Here is a 24,595-nt window from a genome sequence, read left to right as displayed (position 1 = left end):
CGCTTCGCATGATCGCTGCCTACCGGGCGCATGACTCGTCATACTGTCCGACTAGCCTGCCTGCATGGGGCTTGGCGACATCAGGTACGACCACGTCATCGCGGCGACCGAGGAGTTCCGCCGCCTGGGCCGGGACACCTTCCTCCAGACGTACGGCTTCGGGCGAGCCAGGTCGTACGAGATCGTGCTGGACGGTCTCCGCTACGACTCGAAGGCCATCGCGGGCGTCGCCCACGGGTATGCCACGGGTGACTTCCTGAGGGCGGCGGACTTCAGCGGCGGCGCGGCCACGGTGGCCCGATGCCTGCGCGAGCTCGGCTTCGTGGTGGAGACCGGTGAACCATCCCGCGACCGCGCCGCCCTGCTGGCGTGCCTACGGAAACTCAAGGTCTCCCGTGGCCCCGGAAACCCGGCACCCAGCCGTCACCAGCCGTTGAGCCTCCTGTGGGCGATATCCCGCGCGGCCGACGAGCGGCCCCGCCTGATCCCGTGGCCGACGTTCCGGGACGAGGTCGGCCCGCTCCTCGTCGAGTTCGGCCTGCCCAACGCGAAGTCCACACCGGAGTACCCGTTCTGGCACCTCCAGGGCAGCGGACTGTGGGAGGTCCGAGGCATACCGGCCGAGCTCACCAAGAGCATGCCGAATACGCGTGCCTTCAACGAGCACCATCCGCAGGCCGGCTTCACGGCCGAGACCGCGGATCTCCTCCGCGACCCGGTGACCCGCCTGGACGCCATCGCCACGATCTGCGAGACGTATCTCGAGGACGTCGACCGCCAGGCCCTCTTCGCACGGATGGGCCTGTCCGGATACACCACCGCAGGTGGGCTGCTGAACCCCTCGGGGGAGGAGAGCGGCGGTGCCGCCATGGACGAGCACGGGCGGGCGACCGGCCCCGCACCGCGCCGTGAGGCGACCCGTTCCGTCATCGTCCGGGACGAAGCCCTGGCCAGAAAGGTCAAGGAGCTGGAGGACAACCGGTGCCAGATCTGCGGCACGACCCTCCGCCACCTGAACCGCCCGTACAGCCAGGCCGCGCACATAAGAGGCCTGGGCAGCCCCCACCACGGCCCCGACGAACTCCAGAACCTCCTGTGCCTGTGCGCGAACTGCCACGTCCTCTTCGACGGCTTGGAGATCTACGTCGACTCCGACGGCCTGGTCAGAGGGACGAGAGGCGACAGAGCCCCCAGCCCACTCCGCCGCGACCCCAGACACCCGGTGGACGAGGCGCACATCGCCTACCACCGCGCTCTCTGCGACCTCCATGCACGGACGCCTGGCGCCGGCTGACTCGGCCGCCCACGACCGGGACCGGGAACCGGCCGAGGCGGCCGAACACGCGGACGCTCGCGTCACTCGGCCACGTAACGCGGCATGCGTCCCTACAGCAGGTGGTCGGCCTTCCCGGCCTTGATGTCGGTGATGAGGGTGCGCAGGGCTTCGAGGGAGTCGGTGAGGGGGCTCTCCTCCTGGCCGGCGACAGCTATGTACCCGTTGCCGTCGACATCGGTACCGAGGCGGAAGCAGGAGCTGCCCTCACCGCAGAACGGGGCTTCCCAGGTGATGTCAGCCATGTGGTCACTCCTCATAGGTGATGAGCGATCTCGCGGATGAAGTCGCGGGACCGTTCCGGTGACAGTGCCAGACCTTCCAACAGGTCGAGCTGGGCACGGTATTTCGCGAGTTGGCCGTCCGCGTGGAGAAAATCCGGCCCGTGAGAGTTGTCGATCTGCACGGTGTCGAGCTGCCTCACCGGCCCCTCGGCGTAGACGACCGTCTGTCCCGCTCCTGGGAAGGCGCCGTGGTCGAAGGGGAGCACAAGTACGGTGACGTGGTCCCATTCGGACACTTCCAGCAGGTACTTCAACTGCCCCCGGGCAACGTCCCGTCCCCCGAACTGCATCCGAAGCGCCGCTTCATGGATGACGGCTACGTACGGGACGGGATCGTCGCGAGTGATCACGCTCTGGCGCTCTGAACGATGTGCCAGGCGGAGAGCGACCTCATGCTCGGGAAGTTCCGGTACGACGGCGCGGAAGATGGCCATGGCGTGCTCCGACGTCTGCAACAGCCCTGGCACGTGCACGGTGTTCGCGCCCCGTAGACGTACCGCGTATGCCTCGGTTTCCGAGATGTCCAGTAAACCCTGGGGGAGGCTTCCCCGGTAACGCTCCCACCATCCTGTCTGGCTCGGCTCCGCCATCTCGACGAGGGCTTCGACGTACGTCTCGTCGGTGCAGTCACAGTTGCAGGCCAGCGTGCGCAGCCGTTCGGCGTTGATGCCGCGCTGTCCGGACTCCATGTTGGAGATGCGGCTCCGGTCGACGCCGAGGAGCCCGGCAGCGTACTCCGCGGACATGCCGGCTGCGGTGCGCATCCTGCGCAGTTCACTGCCCAGACGCTTCTGACGCTGAGTGAGAACCGTCCTCGGGGGCATGACGTTCCTTCCGTACGGTGTGGTGTCCGGATCAGTCCTATAAGCACAGGTTCACCGCATCGAGGCCATTGTTCCGGACCACATGGCAAATATGGCCCCTGCTGCTCTACTGTCAGTATCGCGCAAGTTACACAACGCGATGCCGGAAGTGCACCGCGCGAACATGCCCGCCTGCCCTGGGACGGGTATGTCCGCGACCAGGGCGGTAGGCCACCGGCGAGTCCAACCCCTGTACAAGTGAACGGAGTTCGCCATGCCCGAGATCCCCCTGGTGCCCATCCACTGGCATCTCCCCGCCCACCCCGCTTCCGTACGGCGGGCCCGCCACGCCGTGACCGAATCCCTGCCGCGCGCCCTCCGCCCGCGCCTCGGCGACGACCTCGGACTGCTGACCTCCGAACTGGTCACCAACGCCATCCGCCACGGAGCGCGCGGGGAGGACGAGGAGCTGATCGAACTCGTCCTGTGGCCCGCCGAAGGACACTACTGGCTCGCCGTCTCCGACCCGGGCATCGGCAAGCCGGAACTGGCTCACCCGAGCGCGGACTCGGAGAACGGCCGGGGCCTCCTCCTCGTCGACCACCTCGCCGCGGCCTGGACCGTCCGCCCCCGCCCTGCACGGGGCACCTCCGTGGTCGCCGGCCTCGCTTACCGCCAAGACGACTGACCTGGTGAACCGGTCGGCAGGGCCGGCCTGACAGCAGGGCCCTCACCGCACTGTCAGGCCGACCGCCCCAACTCAGCGGAACCGAGGTCGTCGAGCGCGTAGAGACCCCTGGCGTTCCGCCCGCGGCGTCTTTGTGCTCTGCGTCTCAGCTCGTCGGATAGCCGATCTCCGCGATGTCCTCAGAGAGATCCGCCATGACGATTTCCGAGTTCAGCGCGCGGACCACCTCTTCGGTCAGCGGGCGGGAGGAGAAGACGTGACGAACGGCCTCCAGGTGGACCGGGACCTCGTAGTAGTCCTCGGCCCATCGCTGGAACGCCTCCGGGGTGCGATCCACCAGCAGTTGGAAGAGGTATCCGGCACCGTCCGGATCCTCTGTTGCCGTATCGGGAAAATCGATCGTTCCTGCCTTCCAGCGGTCGTCGACTGTCTCTCGCCACGTACAGGCGGTGACAACAGGCATCCCGTCCTCGTCGGAGAACGCCGGCTCCTCGACGTAGGCCCGGAAGACCTCGGGAACCTCGTCGAGCACGCCGGGCCATGGCCCGTCTTCCGCATAAGGGCTCATGGGCGACTCGTGGTCGAACCCTCGCACGTAAGCGCCGGCGGCCGAGAAAACGATCGAGTACTCGTCGCCCGACCCGCTCCGCATCGAGGCCATCGACTCCGTCTCGGACCAGTGGTCGTCGAAGGAGTGGCGACGGCTCTCCCACTCAGGGCTCAGGACTGCCTTCAGGACGGCCATGGAGCGGCAGTGCTCACGTAGGACGGCTATCTCGGGCAGGTGTCGAGCAACGTCATGAACGGTCACCCGCTCATCCAAGCGCACGCATCTGACACGCCAGGGTCCTGACCGGTGGATCACTCCGAAGACTGCGGCCTGTCCGTCCCACCTGGGCAGCTCCGACGTACGGCCGCTCCTAGCGGCATACGCCTGCACGCGAAGACCCCGTTTTCAGCGTTTCCGCTGGTAACGGGGTCCTTGGGCACCTCATGCAGGGTGCCCCCGGCAGGATTCGAACCTGCGCACACGGCTCCGGAGGCCCCTTTGCCTCACATCAAACGTGCTGGTCACAGTCTCAACCGTGTCACGCCGACTGCTTGTCGTCCACGGATAGTCCACGACCGAGCACTCCCTACGACGGCAGCCGTGAGGCGTGATCGGCGCGACCTCTCGCGCCTCCTGCTACTCAGGATGGCGCTACGCGCCCTGTGAGGGCTACGAGCGCTCCACGTTGGGCATCCCACCACGAACTGTCGGAGGCAGCGGCTAGTGTTGGTCCGTCGCTGGATCGGCCAGCGCGGTGGTTGACGGAGACGGTGAAGTTGTCGAGCAAGCGGTTGGCGTTGACTTGGTTCAATCAAGACAAGGCCCTGCTGCCGTTGCCAGCGGGCGGCTATGAGTGGATCGAGCGAGACGACCCCCGCGTGACGGAAGTCCGGCTGCTGAGCGAGACCGACCGCGTGGGTGAGGTGACCGGCACTACTGCTGACAACCTGCTCATCGTCGGAGACTCATACCAGGCCCTACACGCTCTGAACTCGATTCCTGAATACGCGCGGGAATATAAGGGCAAGGTCAAGCTGGTCTACATCGACCCGCCGTTCAATACCGAGCAGACTTTTGGTGAGTTCTACGACGATAATTTTGATCATTCGGTCTGGCTCACTATGTTCCGAGACCGCATCAAGCAGTTGAGTGAACTGATGAGCAATGACGGCGTGATCTGGGTGCATCTCGACGATGCCGAAGTTCACCGCGCGCGAATGGTTCTAGACGAAGAGTTTGGAATAAATAACCACCTGGGAACGGTTGTTTGGCAAAAGGCTGATGGGCCGCGGAATGACCTTCCGAACTTCTCGCCAGACCATGACACGCTGCTTGTTTATGGCAAGACGTCGGAGGCGCAACTCATCCGGTCCGCACGCGATGAGTCCCTGAACTCGATTTACAAGTCCGTAGATGGCGATCCCCGTCCGTGGTACGACGATAACCCGACAGCACCGTCCGCACACCGTAATCAGACGTGGGTGTACGCTATTCAGTCACCTATCACTGGTGAGCTCATGTACCCGGCCAATGGGCGGTGTTGGGGCACAAAGCAGGAGACGGTACTTGCCGCTCTGTCTGAGTATGCGCCCTATAAGCAGGTGGTCCTCGACGATGACGAGAAGCGCGCCGAAGTATGCGGCGTCTCTGTTGAGGAGCTACGCAAGGGAATTCCAGCATTGCTGCTAGATGTGCCTCTTGAGGAAGCGCGCGAGCTGACCGAGAAGCGGAAGGCTGCGGGCATGTGGCCGGAGTACATCATCCGCCCGAAAGGTTCAATTGGTCGTAAAAGAATCCAGCCGGACAAGGGTTCTAACGCGCGAACCATGTGGTTCAACTCAGAAGTAGGTCATAACCGTGAGGCCAAGGCGGAGATCAAGGCTCTCTTTCCGGGCATGAACCCCTTCTCCACACCTAAGCCGGAGAGGTTGCTGCGCAAGATCATCGAAGTGACCACTCGGCCGGGAGATGTCGTGGTCGACTGCTTTGCGGGATCTGGCACTACCGCCGCAGTTGCGCACAAGCTCGGGCGGCGATGGATCACAGTTGAGACCGTAAAGACTACGGTGGATAACTTTACGGCACCACGTTTGGCGAAGGTGGTGGACGGTTCTGACATGGGTGGCGTTACGAAACCCAAGGAACGTGTTGCCAGCATTTCCCTGCCGGATGAGGTAACAGTGGCCGCGCTCGATGAGGCGCGCAAGGTGTTCGAGAAACTTGTGAAAGCGGAAGTGCTGGAGGCCGACGCTGACACGCTCGCTTCACTCGTTAAGCAGATGAAGACGAAGCCCTCAAAGGAACGTCTGTGGCACGGAGGCGGCGGCTTCCGCATGTTGAGGGTAGAGGAGCCGAAGACTGTGGTTGTCGGCGACCGAGTGTTCCTTGCAGATGGTGCGGCCGACCTAGGGCCGTGGGTCGCTGCGCAGCTTGGTTACACGCTCACGCCCGACAGGCGCGGGATTGTCGGGTTGAAGAACCGTGATGCCCTCGTAGTCGTAGACGGCGTGGTGGATGAAGCGCAGATCAAGCATGCCGTTTCTCTGCTCAACGATGACGAGACACTGACCCTCGCTGGTGTCGCCGTACACCCTGATGCCACCTCTCTGCTCGCGGATATGCGGGTTGGCTCGCGAGTAATCAAGGTGCCGAACGGTCTCTTCAAGCAGTCAAGGGTGATCCGATGAGTTGGGTTGAGTACGAGCCGCAGAGGGTCGAAGCTATCGCAGCGCGATTGGACCTCCGTGACGCCAACCAGCGAGCGCTACACAAGGTTGCGGAACACCTGGCGGAAGGTGATGGGCGTGAGTTCATCTGCGACCTTGCTACCGGCGTCGGCAAGACGTATCTCGCAGCAGGTATCCTTGAGTACCTTGCCGAAGCGGGCGTGCGTAACGTCGTCATGATCGTGCCGCTGGACGTCATCTACGAGAAGACCATCCAGAACTTCACTCCCGGTAGTCGAAAGTACATTGAAGGCGCGGCATGGGAGCCCGTGGTCGTCACGGCTGAGAACTTCAAGCAGCACGTGGACGACATGAATGACTCCACGAAGCTCAAGCTTTTCATCTTCAAGGTGCAGACCCTCCTCAAGCCGAGCGAGGAAATGCGCCGAAAGATTCACGATGAGAACGAGAGCATGGGAGAAGCGCTCTATGCGCACCTACAGGGACTCGATGACCTTGTAGTGCTGGCTGATGAGCATCACGTCTACTCTGGTGACGCGGAGAAGTACGGGGCCACCATTCGTGAGTTGGGTGCTCGTGCCATCGTCGGACTGACAGCGACTCCCAACAAGGCCGATGCGAGGGCGGGCAAGGTCATCTTCCGCTACACGCTCGCGGAAGCCATCGCAGACGGCCTCGTGAAGATCCCCGTGGTGGTGTACCGCGAGGACGGCACCAAGGACACTCGCTCGCAGCTTGCCGACGCCTGCCACCTACGGGACGTGAAGGAGTCCGCATGGCGGGCCTACGCACACGCCATCGGCAAGACGACAGTTGTGCCTGTTCTCTTCGTGGTATGCGAGGAGGTCAAGAAGGCCGAGCAGGTAGCTGAAACGCTCCGCGCCGAGTTTCTGACCGAACCGGATCAGGTCTTGTTGATTACTGGTGGATCGAGCGACAAGGCACTACGAGCGCTCAAGGCGGTCGAAGATCCCACCTCCCCTGTCCGCGCCGTGGTCAGCGTGGACAAGCTCAAGGAAGGGTGGGACGTTCGGAACATCGGTGTCATCGTGAGCTTCCGCCCACTGCTATCTGCCACTCTCACGGAGCAGGTGCTTGGCCGCGGCCTGCGTCTGCCCTTCGGCGAGCGCACCAGCATTGAGGCCATCGATACTGTGGACATCGTTGCCCACGAGTCCTACCGACAGTTGCTCGCCAGTAAGCAAGCACTCCTTGAGCAGGTGCTTGAGGAACGTGCCGCCGGTGCCAAGGAGTTGAGCACCACGCCGGCAGTCCAGAAGTCGGGCAAGGAAGGCGGAGGACCCTCCGTACCGGGTGGTCTCGCGATGACTCAGCCGAGTCTGACCTTCGTCTTCGACAACACCCACGGCGGCGAGGTGATCGATCCCTCCGTGCTCCTCAAGGTGCAGCAGTATGACACCACGGTGGAGCAGCAAGAGAAAGGCGCTGCTGCCACCGTTCAGTTCGTATCCCCGGTCAACAGTGCTCCTCGTATCAAGTTCCCGCGGCTTGAGCGCCAAGCCATCCCCACGAAGTTCTCGCTGAGCTTGATCACGGAACAACAGGCTCGAGACCTTGGAAGCAAGTACCTCTCCGACGAGTCGGTCTACATGAAGCGTGTGGCGCTCGACGCCGAACGCGGCATCGATGGCGAGGTAGTGGTCGGTGAGCGCTTCCTAGAAGAAGAGAAAGCCTACATTGAGACGCTGCCATGGTCCACGGTGAAGAAGCAGCTTGAGACCAAGGTGCTTGGACTTAGCGTAGTTGCGTCCACGCTCACTGAGTTTCAAGCCGCAAGTAATGTCATCGGCTGGTTCCTCGACGGCGCAGGAGTGACCGGCAATGAACACGCCCAGTGGAGCGTGAAGCGCACAGCCCTCGCAACCCGCGCCATTGAGACCATGATTATCAAGGCGTACGAGCTGCGCGCCACCACGCCCACGTGGGACTTCAACGTCATCGAGGTGCCGATCTTGCCGCCCTCGCGGCCCATGCCTTCTCCCATACTGAGCAAGTGGGCGGAATTCGCAAAAGGCATCTGGTATGGGGAGTGGCAGAAGAGCGTCGAGAACGTCTCAAGTTTCGATGCCCGCACTACGGAGTTCTCGCTGGCGCAGATGCTCGACTCTTCCTCACAGATCAAGTGGTGGCTGCGCATCTACACCAACGGTCCTACATGGATCGAGTGGGAGGGAGGACGCTACTTTGCCGACTTCATCGCCATCGATACCAACGGGGTTCACTGGCTCATAGAAGGCAAGGCCGATGATGACGCTAACGACGAGAGCGTGGTAGCTAAGCGTAAGGCTGCCGAAGCGTGGGTGGAGCAGGTCAACGACGCGGGCGTATACGGCCAGTGGCGCTACCTCTTCGCCACGGAGACCGCCATAAAGGCAGCGAACGGGCGCTGGCTGGACCTAATCAAATAGCTGACGACTCCACGTGCGCGCCGACACAAGCGCAGGAATGCCCGTAGGATATGTGGCACCCGCGGGCGTTGCGACTACTGTTGTCACCCGCATCATCTTCGCGCTCAAGGGAGAAGGCCCAACCACGTTCGACGCGGTTGGGCCTTCTCGATCGCTGTATTAGGTCAAGTTGAGAAGCCGTTGTCTGCAGGCCGTCGTCGATTATTGTCGTGAAGTATTCCACCTTGTACGGCACAGTGGAGGCCAGGCCGGCGATTGCGGTCTCCTCCAAGTTCGTTAGATGGACGACCCGGCCTCGTACGCCGTCGTTCCCTGGCGGATGATGTGTGGAGCCGCCATATGCTATTCGCGGTGGCTACTCGTGGTCTATCGCTCGGCCCGAAACGCGGGCCGGGAGCGCGACTGCTGAGGTCTACTTAGGCTTCTAGAAACACTGCTCCAGGTTTTTCACTACGCCTTCATCCTGGATGTGCCAAAACCCCCAATTTAGCCAGATATTCTCAACCCCAAAGACTTCACTCGCCTTATTTCCTGGGAATCGATCAGGTATGCAAATCCCCAGATCGTGCACGACTTTCATCGGGAAGGTATGGGAGTATCTATCTGCGTCAGGCCATGGCGCCTCGCGGGCAATGCTCGCTGCTGCAGTTGCCTGGATCTTTGCTCTAAGCCCGCCGTCTCTTGACGGTCCATTTGCGAACCAGACAAATACCCGGTCACCCGCCTGAACCATCTCGGCCGCCTTCTTTGCGTTATTGCTCGCCCCTGGCACACCCCAAATGCCGTGATTCTTGCAAATGTCCCAATTTGATCGGTGTGTCGCCTTGATGCAGGCGATAAAGGCTCGCATGTCAGGGATGGTAGATGCTTCGGTTGCTGCGCAGAACAGGATTCAAGGGTCTGCGTCTGGTTGATGCCAGCGGTCGCTACTCACGCGGTCGGCGTAGCGATTTTGGCCGGGAGCTGCTTTGGCGCGAGTGATCATGGCCCCGTAAGCTTCCGGCGCGTCGGGCAGTCTGTGGACCTGCCCGCTAAAGCACGACGTTGGGGCCATGATCTTCGAGGCTCGCGCCAAAGTGGCTGGCTAAAATCGCGGAGCCGACCGCCCCAGCCACGACGTACTTCCTCTCTGGCGGTAAGCGGCTGATTGATGTGTGCGCGGCACGGGCGCCGGCCGGGCTGAAGCGGGGCGGAGACAGGAGCGCAGGCCCGGCCGGGGGCTGGGCCGCGCGCGGTGAGCGGAGCGAGCCGCCTTGATGTGAAGGTCTGGAGCGTTCGTAAGCGGGACACCAAGACGCCCTCATATGGAGTCCGCTGGTCTGTTGCGGGCAACGTCTTCTCGGAGTCCTTCCGGACCAAGGCGCTCGCCGACCACTACCGCACGAAGCTCATGCGCGCGATGCGCGACGGCGAGGAATTCGACACGGAGTCGGGCCTTCCGGCCTCGATGGAAGAGAAGAAGTCGACCGTGTCGTGGTACGCCTTCGCTCTCAGGTACCTCGCCATGAAGTGGCCCCATGCCGCCCCCAACACACGGGACGGCATCAACGAAGCCCTCACCAGCGTGACGCTGGAACTCCTCGACGAGCGCGCCGGACGATCGTCTGACGAGGTGATCCGCAGAGCACTGCGCAACTGGGCCTTCGTGCTGCCGGGGCCCGATGACCGGGAAGTCCCGGACGACGTGCGGAACGTTCTCCACTGGGTGTCCAAGGCGTCCCGGCCGCTCGCCGATCTTGCAGAACCGGCCAGGGCTCGCGCGGTCCTCGATTCGCTGAAGCTCAAGCTCGACGGCACGGCGGCAGCGGCGGAGACGGTGCGGCGCAAGCGTCGGACGCTCGTCAATGCCGCGAATTACGCCGTCGACCTGGGGGAGCTGCGGGAGAACCCCATCACGGCTGTCCGCTGGCAGAAGCCGAAGGTGTCCAACCAGGTCGATCCGCGGGTCGTCGCCAACCCGGAGCAAGCACGGAACCTGCTGGCGGCGGTTTCCTACGTGGGCGGGTACCGGCGTGCCCGTGGTCGTCGCCTCGTGGGTCTGTTCGCCGCCATGTACTTCGGCGGTCTCCGGCCGGCGGAAGCGGTCGGCCTCGTCGAGACGGACCTGAACCTTCCCGGGCAGGGCTGGGGCTCGGTGCTGCTCCACCGGACGCGTCCGTCCGTCGGCAAGCAGTGGACCGACTCGGGGGAGACCCATGACGACCGCGGGCTGAAGAACCGGCCGACCGAGGACGTCAGGAGGGTGCCCATCCCGCCCCACCTCGTCGCCGTGCTCCGCGAGCACCTGGCCACCTTCGGCACGGCGGACGACGGGCGGCTGTTCTTCAGCGAGAAGGGCTCGATCGTCCCGTCCTCGACCTACTACCGGGTGTGGCAGGAGGCCCGGCTCCTCGCGCTTCCGCCGGCCGTCGCAGCCTCGCCGCTCGCGAGTCGGCCGTACGACCTCCGGCACTCGGCGCTGTCGACGTGGCTCAACGCCGGAGTCGATCCCACCGAGGTGGCCGAGCGCGCCGGCAACAGTGTCGAGGTCCTGCTGACTCGCTATGCGAAGTGCCTCGACGGACGGCAGGACGTCGCCAACCGGCGCATCGAGGACCTGCTTCACGAGTACGAGTGAACTCATTGCATGTGCTTGAGGCCCCTGGACTTGTCCAGGGGCCTCACTGCCATCTGGGGGCCTGATCTCTTCGCCTACTTGCGGACCTTCGCCAGAGCCAGCTGCACCAGCTTCAGCGCTGTCTTAACGGAATCATCGTCGCGAAGTGGGCAGTTCACGACATACTGGTGCCCTGGTCGGACATCGCGGTAGCTGACGTGCGACTCGTGGAGATCGGTCACGTCCTCCTTGGTCAAGCGCAACGTCAGGCCACCGTTCCGGGGCTTGACGTATGCCACAGCCCCGTAGCGGCGGATGCCGGCGTCGCGCACCATCACGTAGTCAGTGAGACCGTCCTGGGTGCGCTCGGACGTGCCTGGACCGATCTCGACATTGCCGAGGTCTGCCACCCCCCGCAAGAAGTCCAGAACTCGCTTGGCGACATCTGCGCTGCGGGCTCGACCGTTGACCAGATCGCTGATCTGGGTCCACTCCAACGCGTCGACAGGTGTGTCGGTGGCGACCTCGGCGGGTGCCCCCGAGTCGCCGTCCTCGTCCGCGCCAGTAAGCCGAAGGAACTCGGCGATCTCCTGCGGCGTGCCATCAATTAGGCGCATTGTTCCCTCTCCCTCGCGAACACTTCATGGTGTGTTCGCTGACTCAAGCTTACTCACACATACTCACGCGAACGCAAGCGCTCGTGTGTAAGTGTGTATGTCCCGTTGGTGTGAGTCCGCGTCCCGAAGCGAGGCGAACTCCGTTTGTTGGCCAGTGAGCGTGGCGAGAACTGCTGGCAGGCGAGGCGAGGTTCAGGTCATCGCTGCCAGGCGCTTCGGTGAGCGCATGGGCAGGTGCCGATCGGCGGGGGCGCGGTTCCGTGAGAGCGAACGGCGTCTCTACCCGCGTTGGACGTTGGCCTGTAGGCCCCGCTTTCGCCAGCAATCACCTGCGGCGATGCTCCAAGATCCCGTCCACGCCTCGTCCACAGGCCCCGACATACGGCCGCTCCCGGCAGCACAAGCCTGCACATACGCGAAGACCCCGACCTCAGCGTTTCCGCTGGTGACGGGGTCTTTGGGCACTTAATCGATGGTGCCCCCGGCAGGATTCGAACCTGCGCACACGGCTCCGGAGGCCGTTGCTCTATCCCCTGAGCTACGGGGGCGTGTCGGGCGCGGTGATCGCGGCGACGGGTAGAACACTACCAGTTCTCCGGGGGTGGTCATGAACCACTTTCCGCGTCGAGCGGGGTCGGCCCCGCCCGGTTCCCCGCCCGACGCTCCATGCGGCCCGTACCCCGGTCGGGGTGGAAGTGGTCAAACGCCGGACGCGGTGGCCGGTCCCGACCTACTCTCGAGTGGTGCCGAGCACTTCGGGCCGGGTTCTTGTGGTGGACGACAACAAGGTCATCCGGCAGTTGATCAGGGTCAACCTCGAGCTGGAGGGCGTCGAGGTGGTGACCGCGGCCGATGGTGCCGAGTGTCTGGAAGTCGTGCATCAGGTGCGGCCCGATCTCATCACCCTGGACGTCGTCATGCCCCGGCTGGACGGGCTCGGCGCCGCCCGGCGGCTGCGGTCCGACCCCCGGACCGCCGGCATCCCCCTCGTCGTCGTCAGCGCCTGCACGCAGCACGAGGTCGAGAGCGGGCTCGACGTCGGGGTCGACGCCTTCCTCGCCAAGCCGTTCGATCCGCAGGAGCTGGTGCGGGTCGTGCGGTCGTTGATCGACGCGCCGGTCGGACATGTGCGGGGGATGCGGGGGAGCGGGGATGCCGAGGCGGCTGCCGGGCACGCCGGGGGATGACACCAAGCCTTTGAAGCTGTCCACGCCCGTCCACATCCCGGGACAGCCCCCAAACGTGTTCGCCTACCCACCCCCCTCCTCGCCTACGCTTGTCTCGTGACCCCCGTCGAGCTCTCCCGCACCGTGCTGCACGCGGTGCGCCGTGCCGTGGACGAGGGGGAACTCTCCGTGGCCGTGCCCGAGCGGGTCGTCGTCGCGCCCCCGGGGCCCGGAGGCTGCGGCGACTACGCCACCAGCGTCGCCCTCCAGCTCGCCCGTCCGGCAGGGCGGCCCGCGCCCGCCGTCGCCGAGCTGCTGCGCGCGCGTCTCCTGCATGCCGACGGGATCAGCGACGTCGTCGTCACCGGACCCGGGTTCCTCAACATCTCCCTCGCCGGCGCCGCCCCCGTCCGGCTCGTGCGCGCCATCCTGCGCGCCGGTCTCCGGTACGGGCACACCGACGACCTCGCCGGTCAGGTCGTACGGCTGCACGCCGCGCACGAGGTGCGGGCCGTCGTCCTCATGGACTCTGTCGCGCGGGTGCTGCGGTCGCAGGGCGCTCGCCCGGAGATGTCCAGCTCCCGTCCGCCCGAGGACGCCTGGGTGCGCGTCCTCGACGTGCCCAGCACCATCCCCACAAGCACAGACACCGAGGCCGCCCCCCTCCGCCCCGTCCCCGCCCCCGCCGACCCCCTGCCCCTCGGCCGCGACGCCGCCCGCTGGGCCCTGCTCCACCCCGCCCCGCACGACCGCCCCCATCTCGGCTTCGGTCACGACGCCGCGCACCTCGCCCAGCGCGAGAGCAACCCCCTCTTCCGCGTCCGGTACGCCCACGCCCGCACCCGCGCCCTCCTGCGCAACGCCGCCGACCTCGGCTTCACCCCCGAGCCCGGCCCTCTCACCCCCGGCGCGCAGGAGCCTGCGGGCGGCAATACCCGCGCCCTCCTGCGCAACGCCGCCGACCTCGGCTTCACCCCCGAGCCCGGCCCTCTCACCTCCGAGGGGGAGGTCCAAGCTCTCCTCCTCACCCTCGCCGACCACCCCCGCGTCCTCGCCGCCACCGCCGCGCACCGCGCCCCCGACCGGCTGGCCCGGCACCTGGTCGCCGTCGCCGACGTGCTGGCGCCCCTGCTGCCCGCCGTACTGCCGCTCGGCGAGGAGAAACCCTCGGCCGCCCACCGTGCCCGGCTCGCCCTCGCCGAAGCCGCCGGGACGGTGCTGGCCGGCGGCCTGACCCTGCTCGGCATCGACGCACCCGAACATCTCTAGGAAGCCCAAGACCTGCCATGAGCCGTTCCGCACACCCCGCCGGGCCCCGTCACGCCGACGTCCTCCCCGAGGGGCACTACCTCGCGCCGCCCGCCGACCCGAACGCCCTCGACCCCAAGGTGTGGGCGCAGACCGTCACCCGTGACGCCGACGGCGTGCTCACCGTGGGCGGGATCGACGTCAAGCGGCTCGCCGAGGAGTACGGCACCCCCGCCTACGTCCTCGACGAGGACGACTTCCGCGCCCGCGCCCGCGCCTGGCGGACCGCCTTCGGCGAGGACGCCGACGTGTTCTACGCGGGCAAGGCGTTCCTGTCCCGGGCCGTCGTGCGGTGGCTGCACGAGGAGGGGCTGAACCTCGACGTCTGCTCCGGCGGCGAGCTGGCCACCGCGCTGTCCGCCGGGATGCCCGCCGAGCGCATCGCCTTCCACGGCAACAACAAGTCCGTCGCCGAGATCCGCCGGGCCGTCGAGGCCGGCGTCGGGCGGATCGTGCTCGACTCCTTCCAGGAGATCGTGCGCGTCGCCCACATCGCCCGTGAGCTCGGCACCCGGCAGCGGGTGCAGATCCGCGTCACCGTCGGCGTCGAGGCGCACACCCACGAGTTCATCGCCACCGCCCACGAGGACCAGAAGTTCGGCATCCCGCTGGCCGGCGGGCAGGCCGCCGAGGCCGTGCGGCGCGCGCTGCAGCTCGACGGCCTCGAAGTGATCGGCATCCACTCGCACATCGGGTCGCAGATCTTCGACATGTCCGGCTTCGAGGTCGCCGCGCACCGCGTGGTCGGGCTGCTCAAGGACATCCGCGACGAGCACGGCGTCGAGCTGCCCGAGATCGACCTCGGCGGCGGCCTCGGCATCGCGTACACCAGCGACGACGACCCCCGTGAGCCGCACGAGATCGCCAAGGCGCTCACCGAGATCGTCACCCGCGAGTGCGAGGCCGCGAAGCTGCGCACCCCGCGGATCTCCGTCGAGCCGGGGCGTGCCATCGTCGGGCCGACCGCCTTCACGCTGTACGAGGTCGGCACCGTCAAGCCGCTCGACGGGCTGCGGACGTACGTCTCCGTCGACGGCGGCATGTCGGACAACATCCGTACCGCCCTGTACGACGCCGAGTACAGCGTCTCCCTCGTCTCCCGCGCCTCCGACGCCGAGCCGATGCTGGCCCGCGTCGTCGGCAAGCACTGCGAGAGCGGTGACATCGTGGTGAAGGACGCGTTCCTGCCGAGCGACCTGGCGCCGGGCGACCTGATCGCCGTGCCGGCGACCGGGGCGTACTGCCGGTCCATGGCCAGCAACTACAACCACGTGCTGCGGCCGCCGGTGGTCGCGGTCAAGGACGGTCAGGCGCGGGTCATCGTCCGGCGGGAGACGGAGGAGGACCTGCTCCGGCTCGACGTCGGATGAGGAACCCCGGGGGGAGACGACGGGCCGGCGGAAGATCTTTCGCCGGCCCGGTCATGGAAATGAAATAGATGTCTCACGATCCGGACTTGGTACAGAAAGTCCCGTTCGGTGGGTGAGACTGGTGCAACCGAGACGGTATTCAGGAAACGAGGTCGGATGATGCGTACGCGTCCGCTGAAGGTGGCGCTGCTGGGCTGTGGAGTGGTCGGCTCAGAGGTGGCGCGCATCATGACGACGCACGCCGACGACCTCGCCGCCCGCATCGGCGCCCCGGTCGAGCTCGCCGGCGTGGCCGTACGGCGGCCGGACAAGGTGCGCGAGGGCATCGACCCCGCGCTGATCACCACCGACGCGACCGCCCTGGTCAAACGCGGCGACCTCGACATCGTCGTGGAGGTCATCGGCGGCATCGAGCCCGCCCGGACCCTCATCACCACCGCCTTCGAGCACGGCGCCTCCGTCGTCTCCGCCAACAAGGCCCTCCTCGCCCAGGACGGCGCCGCCCTGCACGCCGCCGCCGAGGAGCACGGCAGGGACCTCTACTACGAGGCCGCCGTGGCCGGCGCCATCCCGCTGATCCGCCCGCTGCGCGAGTCCCTCGCCGGCGACAAGGTCAACCGGGTGCTCGGCATCGTCAACGGCACCACCAACTTCATCCTCGACAAGATGGACACCACCGGCGCCGGCTACCAGGAGGCCCTCGACGAGGCCACCGCGCTGGGCTACGCCGAGGCCGACCCGACCGCCGACGTGGAGGGCTTCGACGCCGCCGCCAAGGCCGCCATCCTCGCCGGGATCGCCTTCCACACCCGCGTGCGCCTCGACGACGTCCACCGCGAGGGCATGACCGAGGTGACGGCGGCGGACTTCGCCTCCGCCAAGGAGATGGGCTGCACCATCAAGCTGCTCGCCATCTGCGAGCGGGCCGAGGACGGCGCGTCGGTCACCGCGCGCGTGCACCCGGCGATGATCCCGCTGAGCCACCCGCTGGCCTCCGTGCGGGGCGCCTACAACGCCGTGTTCGTCGAGTCCGACGCCTCCGGCCGGCTGATGTTCTACGGCCCCGGCGCGGGCGGCTCCCCGACCGCCTCCGCGGTCCTCGGCGACCTGGTCGCGGTCGGCCGCAACCGGCTCGGCGGCACCACGGGACCCGGCGAGTCCGCGTACGCCGCGCTGCCCGTCTCGCCGATGGGCGAGGTCGTCACGCGCTACCACATCAGCCTGGACGTGGCCGACAAACCGGGCGTGCTCGCCCAGGTCGCCACCGTGTTCGCGGAGCACGGTGTCTCGATCGACACGGTGCGCCAGCAAGGCAAGGACGGGGAGGCGTCGCTCGTCGTCGTCACCCACCGCGCGTCCGACGCGGCCCTCGGCGGGACCGTGGAGGCGTTGCGCAAGCTCGACACCGTGCGTGGTGTCGCCAGCATCATGCGGGTTGAAGGAGAGTAACCAGCAATGACCCACCAGTGGCGCGGAATCATCGAGGAGTACCGGGACCGGCTGCCGGTATCCGACACCACGCCGGTCGTGACGCTCCGTGAGGGCGGTACGCCGCTCGTCCCCGCGCAGGTGCTCTCCGAGCGCACCGGCTGCGAGGTCCACCTCAAGGTCGAGGGCGCGAACCCGACCGGGTCCTTCAAGGACCGCGGCATGACCATGGCCATCTCGCGGGCCAAGGAGGAGGGCGCCAAGGCCGTCATCTGCGCCTCCACCGGCAACACCTCCGCCTCCGCCGCCGCGTACGGCGTGCGCGCCGGCATGGTCTGCGCCGTGCTGGTGCCGCAGGGCAAGATCGCGCTGGGCAAGATGGGCCAGGCCCTGGTGCACGGCGCGAAGATCCTCCAGGTCGACGGCAACTTCGACGACTGCCTCACGCTGGCCCGCTCGCTGAGCGACAACTACCCGGTGGCGCTGGTCAATTCGGTCAATCCGGTGCGCATCGAGGGGCAGAAGACCGCCGCCTTCGAGATCGTGGACATGCTGGGCGACGCCCCCGACATCCACGTCCTGCCGGTGGGCAACGCGGGCAACATCACCGCGTACTGGAAGGGCTACACGGAGTACGCCGCCGACGGCGTCAGCACCCGGACCCCGCGCATGTGGGGCTACCAGGCCTCCGGCAGCGCCCCCCTCGTGCGCGGCGAGGTCGTCAAGGACCCCTCGACCATCGCCACCGCCATCCGCATCGGCAACCCCGCCTCGTGGCAGCTCGCGCTCGCCGCGCGGGACGAGTCGGGCGGCCGCATCGACGAGGTGACGGACCGTGAGATCCTGCGCGCCTACCGGCTGCTGGCCTCCCAGGAGGGCGTCTTCGTCGAGCCCGCGTCCGCCGCGTCGGTCGCCGGTCTGCTGAAGGCCGCCGAGCAGGGGAAGGTCGATCCCGGACAGAGGATCGTCTGCACGGTCACCGGCAACGGCCTGAAGGACCCCGACTGGGCCGTTGCCGGCGCCCCGCAGCCGGTCACCGTCCCGGTCGACGCCGCCACCGCCGCCCAGCGGCTCGGTCTCGTCTGACCCGCGGCGACCGGCTTCGTCCGGTCCGCGGCGGCAGGTTCCGTCTAGCCCGCGGCGGCAGGCTCCGCCCGGCCCGTCCGGCTCGCGGCGGCAGGCTTCGTCCGGCCCGTCCGCGCGCGCTTCCGCCACCGCGGAACCGCGCAACCGGCGTAAGGGACGCGCCTGCCCGGGGACGCTCCCCACAGGGGGTGCACAGGGGGCTTGCGACACGCATCGTGCGCCTCCTGTGCGCCCTATGTCGCAGGTGAACCTTCCTTCGATAGGCTGTAGGGAACCCGCCCGCCGCATATGCCGCGGCAGTGCGTCGTCCCCAGGGTCCCGCCAGTGACCCGGGACGGCCCGGAAGCGGCCGGCCAGCCCGGTCGGCGGCGGCCCCAGGGTTCTCGTCCGCCGTCGAATGTCCATCGAACGTCATTCGACAGTCCACGCAGCTCAAGGAGAGTCTTCGAGCGATGGCCGGTCCCGCGTTCCGCGCCGCCGCCGTCCGGGTGCGCGTCCCCGCCACCAGCGCCAACCTCGGTCCGGGCTTCGACGCCCTCGGCCTCGCGCTGGGCCTCTACGACGACGTCGTCGTCCGGGTGGCCGACTCCGGGCTGCACATCGACATCGCCGGTGAGGGCGGCGAGACCCTCCCGCGGGACGAGAGCCACCTTCTCGTACGCTCCCTGCGCACCGCCTTCGACCTGCTCGGCGGACAGCCGCGCGGTCTGGAGATCGTCTGCGCCAACCGCATCCCGCACGGCCGGGGCCTCGGCTCCTCCTCGGCCGCGATCTGCGCCGGGATCGTCGCCGCCCGCGCCGTGACCATAGGCGCCGAGGCCAAGCTCGACGACACCGCGCTGCTCGAGCTGGCCACCGAGATCGAAGGTCACCCGGACAACGTCGCGGCCTGCCTGCTCGGCGGTTTCACCCTGTCCTGGATGGAGGGCGGCGCCGCCCGGGCGATCAGGATGGAGCCCGCCGATTCCATCGTTCCGGTGGTTTTCGTGCCCGCGAAGCCGGTCCTCACCGAGACCGCGCGCGGACTGCTCCCGCGCACCGTGCCGCACATCGACGCCGCCGCCAACGCGGGCCGTGCCGCCCTGCTCGTCGAGGCCCTGACCAGGCGCCCCGAGCTGCTGCTGCCCGCCACCGAGGACCGCCTGCACCAGGAGTACCGCGCCCCGGCCATGCCGGAGAGCGCCGCACTGGTGGAGCGGCTGCGCGGGGACGGCATCCCCGCGGTCATCTCCGGCGCCGGACCCACGGTCATGGCGCTGGCCGACGCGGGCACGGCCGACAAGGTCGAAGCGCTCGCCGGCGCCGGCTGGGCCGCCAACCGGCTGGGCCTGGACGTCCGGGGAGCGAGCGTCCTTCCGCTCGCCGCCTGACACGGTTGCCGGATTTGGAGAGGGGGAATGTTTGTTGGATCCGGTAGTGTTAATCTCAAGTCTGCACCCGACCCCACCATGGCGAGGTGCCTCGTGTCCCCGTCCGGGACAGACATTCTTCCGGGAGCCCCCCAAGCCGCACTGTGTTCACTGCTACGTACGCGGGCAGTACGTCGTACGCGGACACTGAACGGCCCGCAGGTGGGGGCACCCCCTCTGGGGGAGCTTCGGAACCGGTGCGACCACGCCACGTGACACTGGGTGCCACGGCTCGGGGGAGCGCCATCACCAGATATCTCTTCCGCCGCGCAGGCGGACAACCGCCCCGGCACGGTCCACACCTCAGGGAACGATGCCGGACAGCACAACCGGTCGCCGAGCCAGACAGGCCGACGTCCGCTCCAGGGAAGGACCCTTCGTGAGCGACACCACCGATCTGATGGGCGCACGTGTCGAGGAGACCGCTGCCGCGCCCGCCACGGACGCTTCCGCGCCTGCCTCCGGTGCCGGCTCCCGGCGGCGCCGCGGTACCGGCCTCGAGGGCATGGTGCTGGCCGAGCTGCAGCAGGTCGCATCCGGCCTCGGCATCAGGGGCACCGCGCGCATGCGCAAGAGCCAGCTGATCGAGGTCATCAAGGAAGCGCAGGCCGCCGGTGGAGGCTCCGCCTCCGGGGACGCCCCGGCCAAGGCCGAGTCCGCCGAGACCAAGCCCAAGCGCCGCGCCACCTCCCGCGCCCGTACGGGCGACACGGCCGAGAAGGCGGAGAAGGCCGAGAAGAAGGCCGAGGCCAAGGCCGAGCAGGCGCCCGCCGACAAGGCCGCGGCGCAGCAGCAGATCGAGATCCCGGGCCAGCCCTCGCCGAAGGCCTCCGCCGCCGAGCAGGCCGGGGAGAGCGCTCCCACCGAGCGCCGCCGCCGTCGCGCCACCGCCGACGCGGGCGCCCCGGCCGCCGCGACGGAGACGGTCACGGCCGAGGCGAAGACCGAGACCAGGACCGAGGCCCCGGCGCAGCAGCAGTCGCAGCAGGGCGAGGGCAAGTCCGACCACGACGGCGGCGAGGGCCGCCGGCGTGACCGGGACCGGGGCCGCGGCCGGGACCGCGACCGCGACCGTGACCGCCGCACCAAGGGCGACGATCAGCAGCAGAGCCAGGGCGGCGGCCGTCAGCAGACCCAGCAGGGCGGCGGCGGAGGCCGGCAGGACGACGGGTACGACGACGACGGAGGCGGCCGTCGTGGCCGTCGCGGCCGCTACCGCGACCGCCGTGGCCGCCGTGGCCGTGACGACGTGGCCGAGCCGCAGGTCGCCGAGGACGACGTCCTGATCCCCGTCGCGGGCATCCTCGACATCCTCGACAACTACGCCTTCATCCGGACCTCCGGATACCTGCCCGGTCCGAACGACGTGTACGTCTCCCTCGCCCAGGTCCGCAAGAACGGCCTGCGCAAGGGCGACCACGTCACCGGCGCGGTCCGCCAGCCCAAGGAAGGCGAGCGGCGCGAGAAGTTCAACGCGCTGGTCCGCCTGGACTCCGTCAACGGCATGGCGCCCGAACACGGCCGCGGCCGCCCGGAGTTCAACAAGCTGACCCCGCTGTACCCGCAGGACCGGCTCCGTCTGGAGACGGACCCGGGCGTGCTGACCACGCGGATCATCGACCTCGTGTCGCCGATCGGCAAGGGCCAGCGCGGTCTGATCGTGGCCCCGCCGAAGACCGGCAAGACCATGATCATGCAGGCGGTCGCCAACGCGATCACCCACAACAACCCCGAGTGCCACCTGATGGTCGTCCTCGTCGACGAGCGTCCGGAAGAGGTCACCGACATGCAGCGGTCGGTGAAGGGCGAGGTCATCTCCTCGACCTTCGACCGCCCGGCCGAGGACCACACCACGGTCGCCGAGCTGGCCATCGAGCGCGCCAAGCGCCTGGTGGAGCTGGGTCACGACGTGGTCGTGCTGCTCGACTCGATCACCCGCCTGGGCCGTGCGTACAACCTCGCCGCCCCGGCCTCCGGCCGCATCCTGTCCGGTGGTGTCGACTCGACCGCCCTGTACCCGCCGAAGCGCTTCTTCGGCGCGGCCCGCAACATCGAGGACGGCGGCTCGCTGACCATCCTCGCCACCGCCCTGGTGGACACCGGGTCCCGCATGGACGAGGTGATCTTCGAGGAGTTCAAGGGCACCGGCAACATGGAGCTCAAGCTCGACCGGAAGCTCGCCGACAAGCGCATCTTCCCCGCGGTGGACGTCGACGCGTCCGGCACCCGCAAGGAGGAGATCCTGCTCGGCAACGAGGAGCTCGCCGTGGTCTGGAAGCTGCGCCGGGTGCTGCACGCGCTCGACCAGCAGCAGGCGATCGAGCTGCTCCTCGACAAGATGAAGCAGACCAAGTCGAACGTCGAGTTCCTCATGCAGATCCAGAAGACGACGCCGACGCCGGGCAACGGCGACTGACGTCACCCCCTTCCCGGGCCCCCGCGCGGGCACGACGAACGGCCGTCCCTTAACGGGGCGGCCGTTTTTCGTGCACGGATGTCGTCGGACAGGTGTACGATCACGCTGCTTCGGGCTGTCCCTGAAGGGATCTCAGGCCCGAACTCATCATCCCGAGGGGGGAATTGCATGGATACACCCATGTCCGGATCCGGCCGCCACAGACGCCGGATCGCCGTCGTCGCGGCCGGTGCCGCCGCGGCGGTCGGCGCGGCGCTGCTGACGGCGCCGGCCGCCCAGGCCGCGCCCGTGCTGCCGCAGCCGACGGTCGCTCCGGCGATGGAGTCGCCGTCCCAGGCCGAGCTGATCCGCCGCGCCGTGGGAGCCATGGCGGCGGACGAAGCCGCGCGGGCGAAGGACAAGGCGCCGCTCAGCTCCACCACGAAGAGCGACTCCGGCATCGACGCGAAGATCATCGGTGGCACCACCACCACGATCGCCTCCGCGCCCTGGATGGCGCAGCTGCACTACTACGACAGGGCCAACGACTTCGGCTTCTTCTGCGGCGGCGCCGTCGTCGCGCCGACGAAGATCCTCACCGCCGCGCACTGCGTCAAGGGCTACGACTGGCACGCCAACGGCGTCGTCCTCACGGGCACCGCCCAGATGCTCTCCGAGGACGGCGACCTGAACGGCGGCACCGCCACCGGTGTCTGGCGGCAGTGGCACCACCCGGCGTACAAGGACGCCACCATCGACAACGACATCGCGGTGCTCACGCTGCCGGTGCCGGTGAAGGCCACCCCGATCCGCATGACGACGGCGGGCGACACCGCCTCGTACGCGGCCGGGACCAAGGCCCGGGTCTACGGCTGGGGGCGCACCACCTCCACCAACGACGAGGTCTCCGACGTCCTGAAGACGGCCACGCTGCCCATCCAGTCCGACGCCACCTGCGCCGGAGCCTGGGGCAGCGACTACGTCCGCGGGCACATGGTCTGCGCGGGCACGCCCGCCACCGGCAGCGACGCCGGCACCACCACCGCCTGCAACGGCGACTCCGGCGGCCCGCTCGTGGTCGGCAACCGGATCGTGGGCGTCGTCTCCTGGGGCGTCGAGGACTGCGTGGCGAAGGGCGCCTACGGCGTCTTCACCAAGGTGACCACCTACGTCGGCGCCACCTACCCGCGCATCGACGACACCGACATCAACGGCGACCACCGCGCCGACCTGTGGGCCCGCAAGAAGTCCACGGGCGTCGGCTACTCCCGGAACTCGCTGAGCTCCCGGTTCGCCGCCCAGGAGGAGTGGGGGGACTGGAGGGGCGTCAACACCGTCCTGCAGACCGACCTCGACCGCGACGGCTACCAGGACCTGGTCTACCGCGCCACCGACGGCACCGTGTACTGGGCGCACTACGTGATCTCCAGCGGCACCTGGGCCACCAAGCGGCTCAGCACCGGCTGGAAGTCCGTCCGGCAGATCGTCACCCCGGGTGACGTGACCGGCGACTACGTGCCCGACCTGCTGATGGTGGACTCCGCGGGCGTGCTGTGGACCTACCCGGGCAAGGGCAACGGCACCTTCTCGGCGCGTCTGAAGACCGGCACGGGCTGGGCCGGGTTCGACGTCCTGCGCGGCCACGGCGACTTCACCGGCGACGGCCGGACCGACCTGGTGGCCCGCGTCCGCAGCACCGGCGACCTGTACCTGTACAAGGGCACGGGCAAGGCCGGCTCCGGCTCCTTCACGGGCCGGACCAAGCTGGCCACATGGAAGAGCACCACGTACAACGCCCTCGTCACGGTCGGCGACGTCAGCGGCGACGGCAGGGCGGACCTGCTGGCCCGCACCCCGAGCGGCACGCTGTACGCCTACCGGGGCACCGGACGGAGCACCGCGCCGTTCTTCTCGGCACGGGTCTCCATGGGCACCGGCTACCAGCAGTACGACGTGCTGGGCTGAGCCCACAGCGCGTCCGCGGGACCGCGGGGCGGCCCCGGGAATGATTCCGGGGCCACCCCCGTTTTGGGAGACGGCCCCAGTCCTGGCAGACTGGTACGTCGGCTCCGGTTCACGCTCCCGCATCCCGCGGCGGCGACCCGGCGCCCTCCCGGAACCTAGGAGACACCTTGAAGCGCGACATCCACCCCGAGTACGTCGAGACGCAGGTCAGCTGCACCTGCGGCGCGTCGTTCACCACCCGCAGCACGATCTCCAGCGGCAACATCCGCGCCGAGGTCTGCTCCGAGTGCCACCCGTTCTACACGGGCAAGCAGAAGATCCTCGACACCGGTGGCCGTGTGGCCCGCTTCGAGGCCCGCTTCGGCAAGGCCGCCGGCTCCAAGAAGTAGCGAGCCCCGAATCGCCGGTCCACGGCCGCGCCCCCGTCCGGGGGGCAGGCCGGGACCGGCGTTTTTGGTCGCCCGCCCCTTCACCCACGTAC

Annotated in this window: 19 protein-coding genes and 1 tRNA gene; 14 read left to right on the top strand and 6 right to left on the bottom strand. The window is 67.7% G+C overall.

The genetic code is table 11. From position 1 onward, the window contains the following. Nucleotides 1–64 precede the first annotated feature (64 nt). Complete coding sequence (locus tag ACIQ8B_RS05935) at nucleotides 65–1,294, top strand: HNH endonuclease (protein ID WP_403545587.1); 1,230 nt, start codon at nucleotides 65–67, stop codon at nucleotides 1,292–1,294. Between the two features lie 92 nt (nucleotides 1,295–1,386). Here the strand turns inward: ACIQ8B_RS05935 and ACIQ8B_RS05930 are convergent, their stop codons facing one another. Together ACIQ8B_RS05930 and ACIQ8B_RS05925 are read right to left on the bottom strand one after the other, a co-directional pair. Further along, nucleotides 1,387–1,578, bottom strand: a complete 192-nt coding sequence (locus tag ACIQ8B_RS05930) for a hypothetical protein (protein ID WP_403545585.1) — start codon at nucleotides 1,576–1,578, stop codon at nucleotides 1,387–1,389. Between the two features lie 11 nt (nucleotides 1,579–1,589). Next, nucleotides 1,590–2,441: a helix-turn-helix domain-containing protein gene (locus ACIQ8B_RS05925; RefSeq protein WP_403545583.1), complete on the bottom strand. Its 852-nt coding sequence runs from the start codon at nucleotides 2,439–2,441 to the stop codon at nucleotides 1,590–1,592. A 253-nt stretch (nucleotides 2,442–2,694) separates the two neighbouring features. Here ACIQ8B_RS05925 and ACIQ8B_RS05920 point away from each other — a divergent pair, with 253 nt between their 5' ends. Further along, the gene (locus tag ACIQ8B_RS05920; RefSeq protein ID WP_403545581.1) at nucleotides 2,695–3,108 is read left to right on the top strand and encodes an ATP-binding protein; all 414 of its coding nucleotides are present in this window, start codon (nucleotides 2,695–2,697) and stop codon (nucleotides 3,106–3,108) included. A gap of 145 nt (nucleotides 3,109–3,253) precedes the next feature. On the opposite strand, the gene ACIQ8B_RS05915 is transcribed toward ACIQ8B_RS05920, so the two are convergent. Further along, nucleotides 3,254–3,919 carry a hypothetical protein gene (locus tag ACIQ8B_RS05915; RefSeq protein ID WP_403545579.1) on the bottom strand — a complete coding sequence of 222 codons (666 nt, stop codon included), beginning with the start codon at nucleotides 3,917–3,919 and terminating at the stop codon, nucleotides 3,254–3,256. A gap of 509 nt (nucleotides 3,920–4,428) precedes the next feature. Here ACIQ8B_RS05915 and ACIQ8B_RS05910 point away from each other — a divergent pair. Both ACIQ8B_RS05910 and ACIQ8B_RS05905 read left to right on the top strand, forming a co-directional pair. Further along, nucleotides 4,429–6,345 (top strand): site-specific DNA-methyltransferase, encoded by a 1,917-nt coding sequence (locus ACIQ8B_RS05910; RefSeq protein WP_403545577.1) that lies wholly within the window; start codon nucleotides 4,429–4,431, stop codon nucleotides 6,343–6,345. Then, nucleotides 6,342–8,774: a DEAD/DEAH box helicase gene (locus ACIQ8B_RS05905; protein WP_403545575.1), complete on the top strand. Its 2,433-nt coding sequence runs from the start codon at nucleotides 6,342–6,344 to the stop codon at nucleotides 8,772–8,774. Before ACIQ8B_RS05910 ends, ACIQ8B_RS05905 begins: the two co-directional genes overlap by 4 nt. A 424-nt stretch (nucleotides 8,775–9,198) precedes the next feature. On the opposite strand, the gene ACIQ8B_RS05900 is transcribed toward ACIQ8B_RS05905, so the two are convergent. Then, nucleotides 9,199–9,624 carry a hypothetical protein gene (locus tag ACIQ8B_RS05900; RefSeq protein WP_403545573.1) on the bottom strand — a complete coding sequence of 142 codons (426 nt, stop codon included), beginning with the start codon at nucleotides 9,622–9,624 and terminating at the stop codon, nucleotides 9,199–9,201. 384 nt (nucleotides 9,625–10,008) lie between these two features. On the opposite strand from ACIQ8B_RS05900, the gene ACIQ8B_RS05895 reads away from it, so the two are divergent. Then, on the top strand, nucleotides 10,009–11,391 hold the full coding sequence (locus ACIQ8B_RS05895) for a tyrosine-type recombinase/integrase (RefSeq protein ID WP_403545571.1): 1,383 nt from the start codon (nucleotides 10,009–10,011) through the stop codon (nucleotides 11,389–11,391). A gap of 74 nt (nucleotides 11,392–11,465) precedes the next feature. On the opposite strand, the gene ACIQ8B_RS05890 is transcribed toward ACIQ8B_RS05895, so the two are convergent. Both ACIQ8B_RS05890 and ACIQ8B_RS05885 read right to left on the bottom strand, forming a co-directional pair. Continuing rightward, nucleotides 11,466–11,987 carry a hypothetical protein gene (locus tag ACIQ8B_RS05890; RefSeq protein ID WP_403545567.1) on the bottom strand — a complete coding sequence of 174 codons (522 nt, stop codon included), beginning with the start codon at nucleotides 11,985–11,987 and terminating at the stop codon, nucleotides 11,466–11,468. A 473-nt stretch (nucleotides 11,988–12,460) separates the two neighbouring features. Beyond that, nucleotides 12,461–12,535: transfer RNA gene (locus ACIQ8B_RS05885), tRNA-Arg, on the bottom strand. Between the two features lie 141 nt (nucleotides 12,536–12,676). On the opposite strand from ACIQ8B_RS05885, the gene ACIQ8B_RS05880 reads away from it, so the two are divergent. The 9 genes from ACIQ8B_RS05880 (at nucleotide 12,677) to rpmE (ending at nucleotide 24,503) form a co-directional block, all read left to right on the top strand. Beyond that, nucleotides 12,677–13,174, top strand: a complete 498-nt coding sequence (locus ACIQ8B_RS05880; protein WP_391662883.1) for a response regulator — start codon at nucleotides 12,677–12,679, stop codon at nucleotides 13,172–13,174. Between the two features lie 96 nt (nucleotides 13,175–13,270). Continuing rightward, complete coding sequence (nrtL, locus tag ACIQ8B_RS05875) at nucleotides 13,271–14,422, top strand: ArgS-related anticodon-binding protein NrtL (RefSeq protein WP_403545565.1); 1,152 nt, start codon at nucleotides 13,271–13,273, stop codon at nucleotides 14,420–14,422. A gap of 17 nt (nucleotides 14,423–14,439) precedes the next feature. Further along, the gene (gene lysA / locus ACIQ8B_RS05870; RefSeq protein ID WP_403545563.1) at nucleotides 14,440–15,831 is read left to right on the top strand and encodes a diaminopimelate decarboxylase; all 1,392 of its coding nucleotides are present in this window, start codon (nucleotides 14,440–14,442) and stop codon (nucleotides 15,829–15,831) included. A 156-nt stretch (nucleotides 15,832–15,987) separates the two neighbouring features. Next, nucleotides 15,988–17,280 (top strand): homoserine dehydrogenase, encoded by a 1,293-nt coding sequence (locus tag ACIQ8B_RS05865; protein WP_290006056.1) that lies wholly within the window; start codon nucleotides 15,988–15,990, stop codon nucleotides 17,278–17,280. 6 nt (nucleotides 17,281–17,286) lie between these two features. Then, nucleotides 17,287–18,345 (top strand): threonine synthase, encoded by a 1,059-nt coding sequence (gene thrC, locus ACIQ8B_RS05860; RefSeq protein ID WP_403545560.1) that lies wholly within the window; start codon nucleotides 17,287–17,289, stop codon nucleotides 18,343–18,345. A gap of 452 nt (nucleotides 18,346–18,797) precedes the next feature. After that, on the top strand, nucleotides 18,798–19,715 hold the full coding sequence (gene thrB / locus ACIQ8B_RS05855; protein ID WP_403545558.1) for a homoserine kinase: 918 nt from the start codon (nucleotides 18,798–18,800) through the stop codon (nucleotides 19,713–19,715). A 418-nt stretch (nucleotides 19,716–20,133) separates the two neighbouring features. After that, a complete protein-coding gene (rho, locus tag ACIQ8B_RS05850) occupies nucleotides 20,134–22,170 on the top strand; it encodes a transcription termination factor Rho (RefSeq protein ID WP_403545556.1) in 2,037 nt (678 codons plus the stop codon). A gap of 180 nt (nucleotides 22,171–22,350) precedes the next feature. Continuing rightward, nucleotides 22,351–24,114 (top strand): trypsin-like serine protease, encoded by a 1,764-nt coding sequence (locus ACIQ8B_RS05845; protein ID WP_403545554.1) that lies wholly within the window; start codon nucleotides 22,351–22,353, stop codon nucleotides 24,112–24,114. A gap of 167 nt (nucleotides 24,115–24,281) precedes the next feature. Beyond that, nucleotides 24,282–24,503, top strand: a complete 222-nt coding sequence (gene rpmE, locus ACIQ8B_RS05840; protein ID WP_006130146.1) for a 50S ribosomal protein L31 — start codon at nucleotides 24,282–24,284, stop codon at nucleotides 24,501–24,503. Nucleotides 24,504–24,595: the final 92 nt, after the last annotated feature.

The sequence above is a fragment of the Streptomyces sp. NPDC096105 genome (genome assembly GCF_044763335.1).
Lineage (GTDB): Bacteria > Actinomycetota > Actinomycetes > Streptomycetales > Streptomycetaceae > Streptomyces.
Note: the sequence above shows the minus strand (reverse complement) of the source record. Positions and strands in the feature narration are given on the sequence as shown.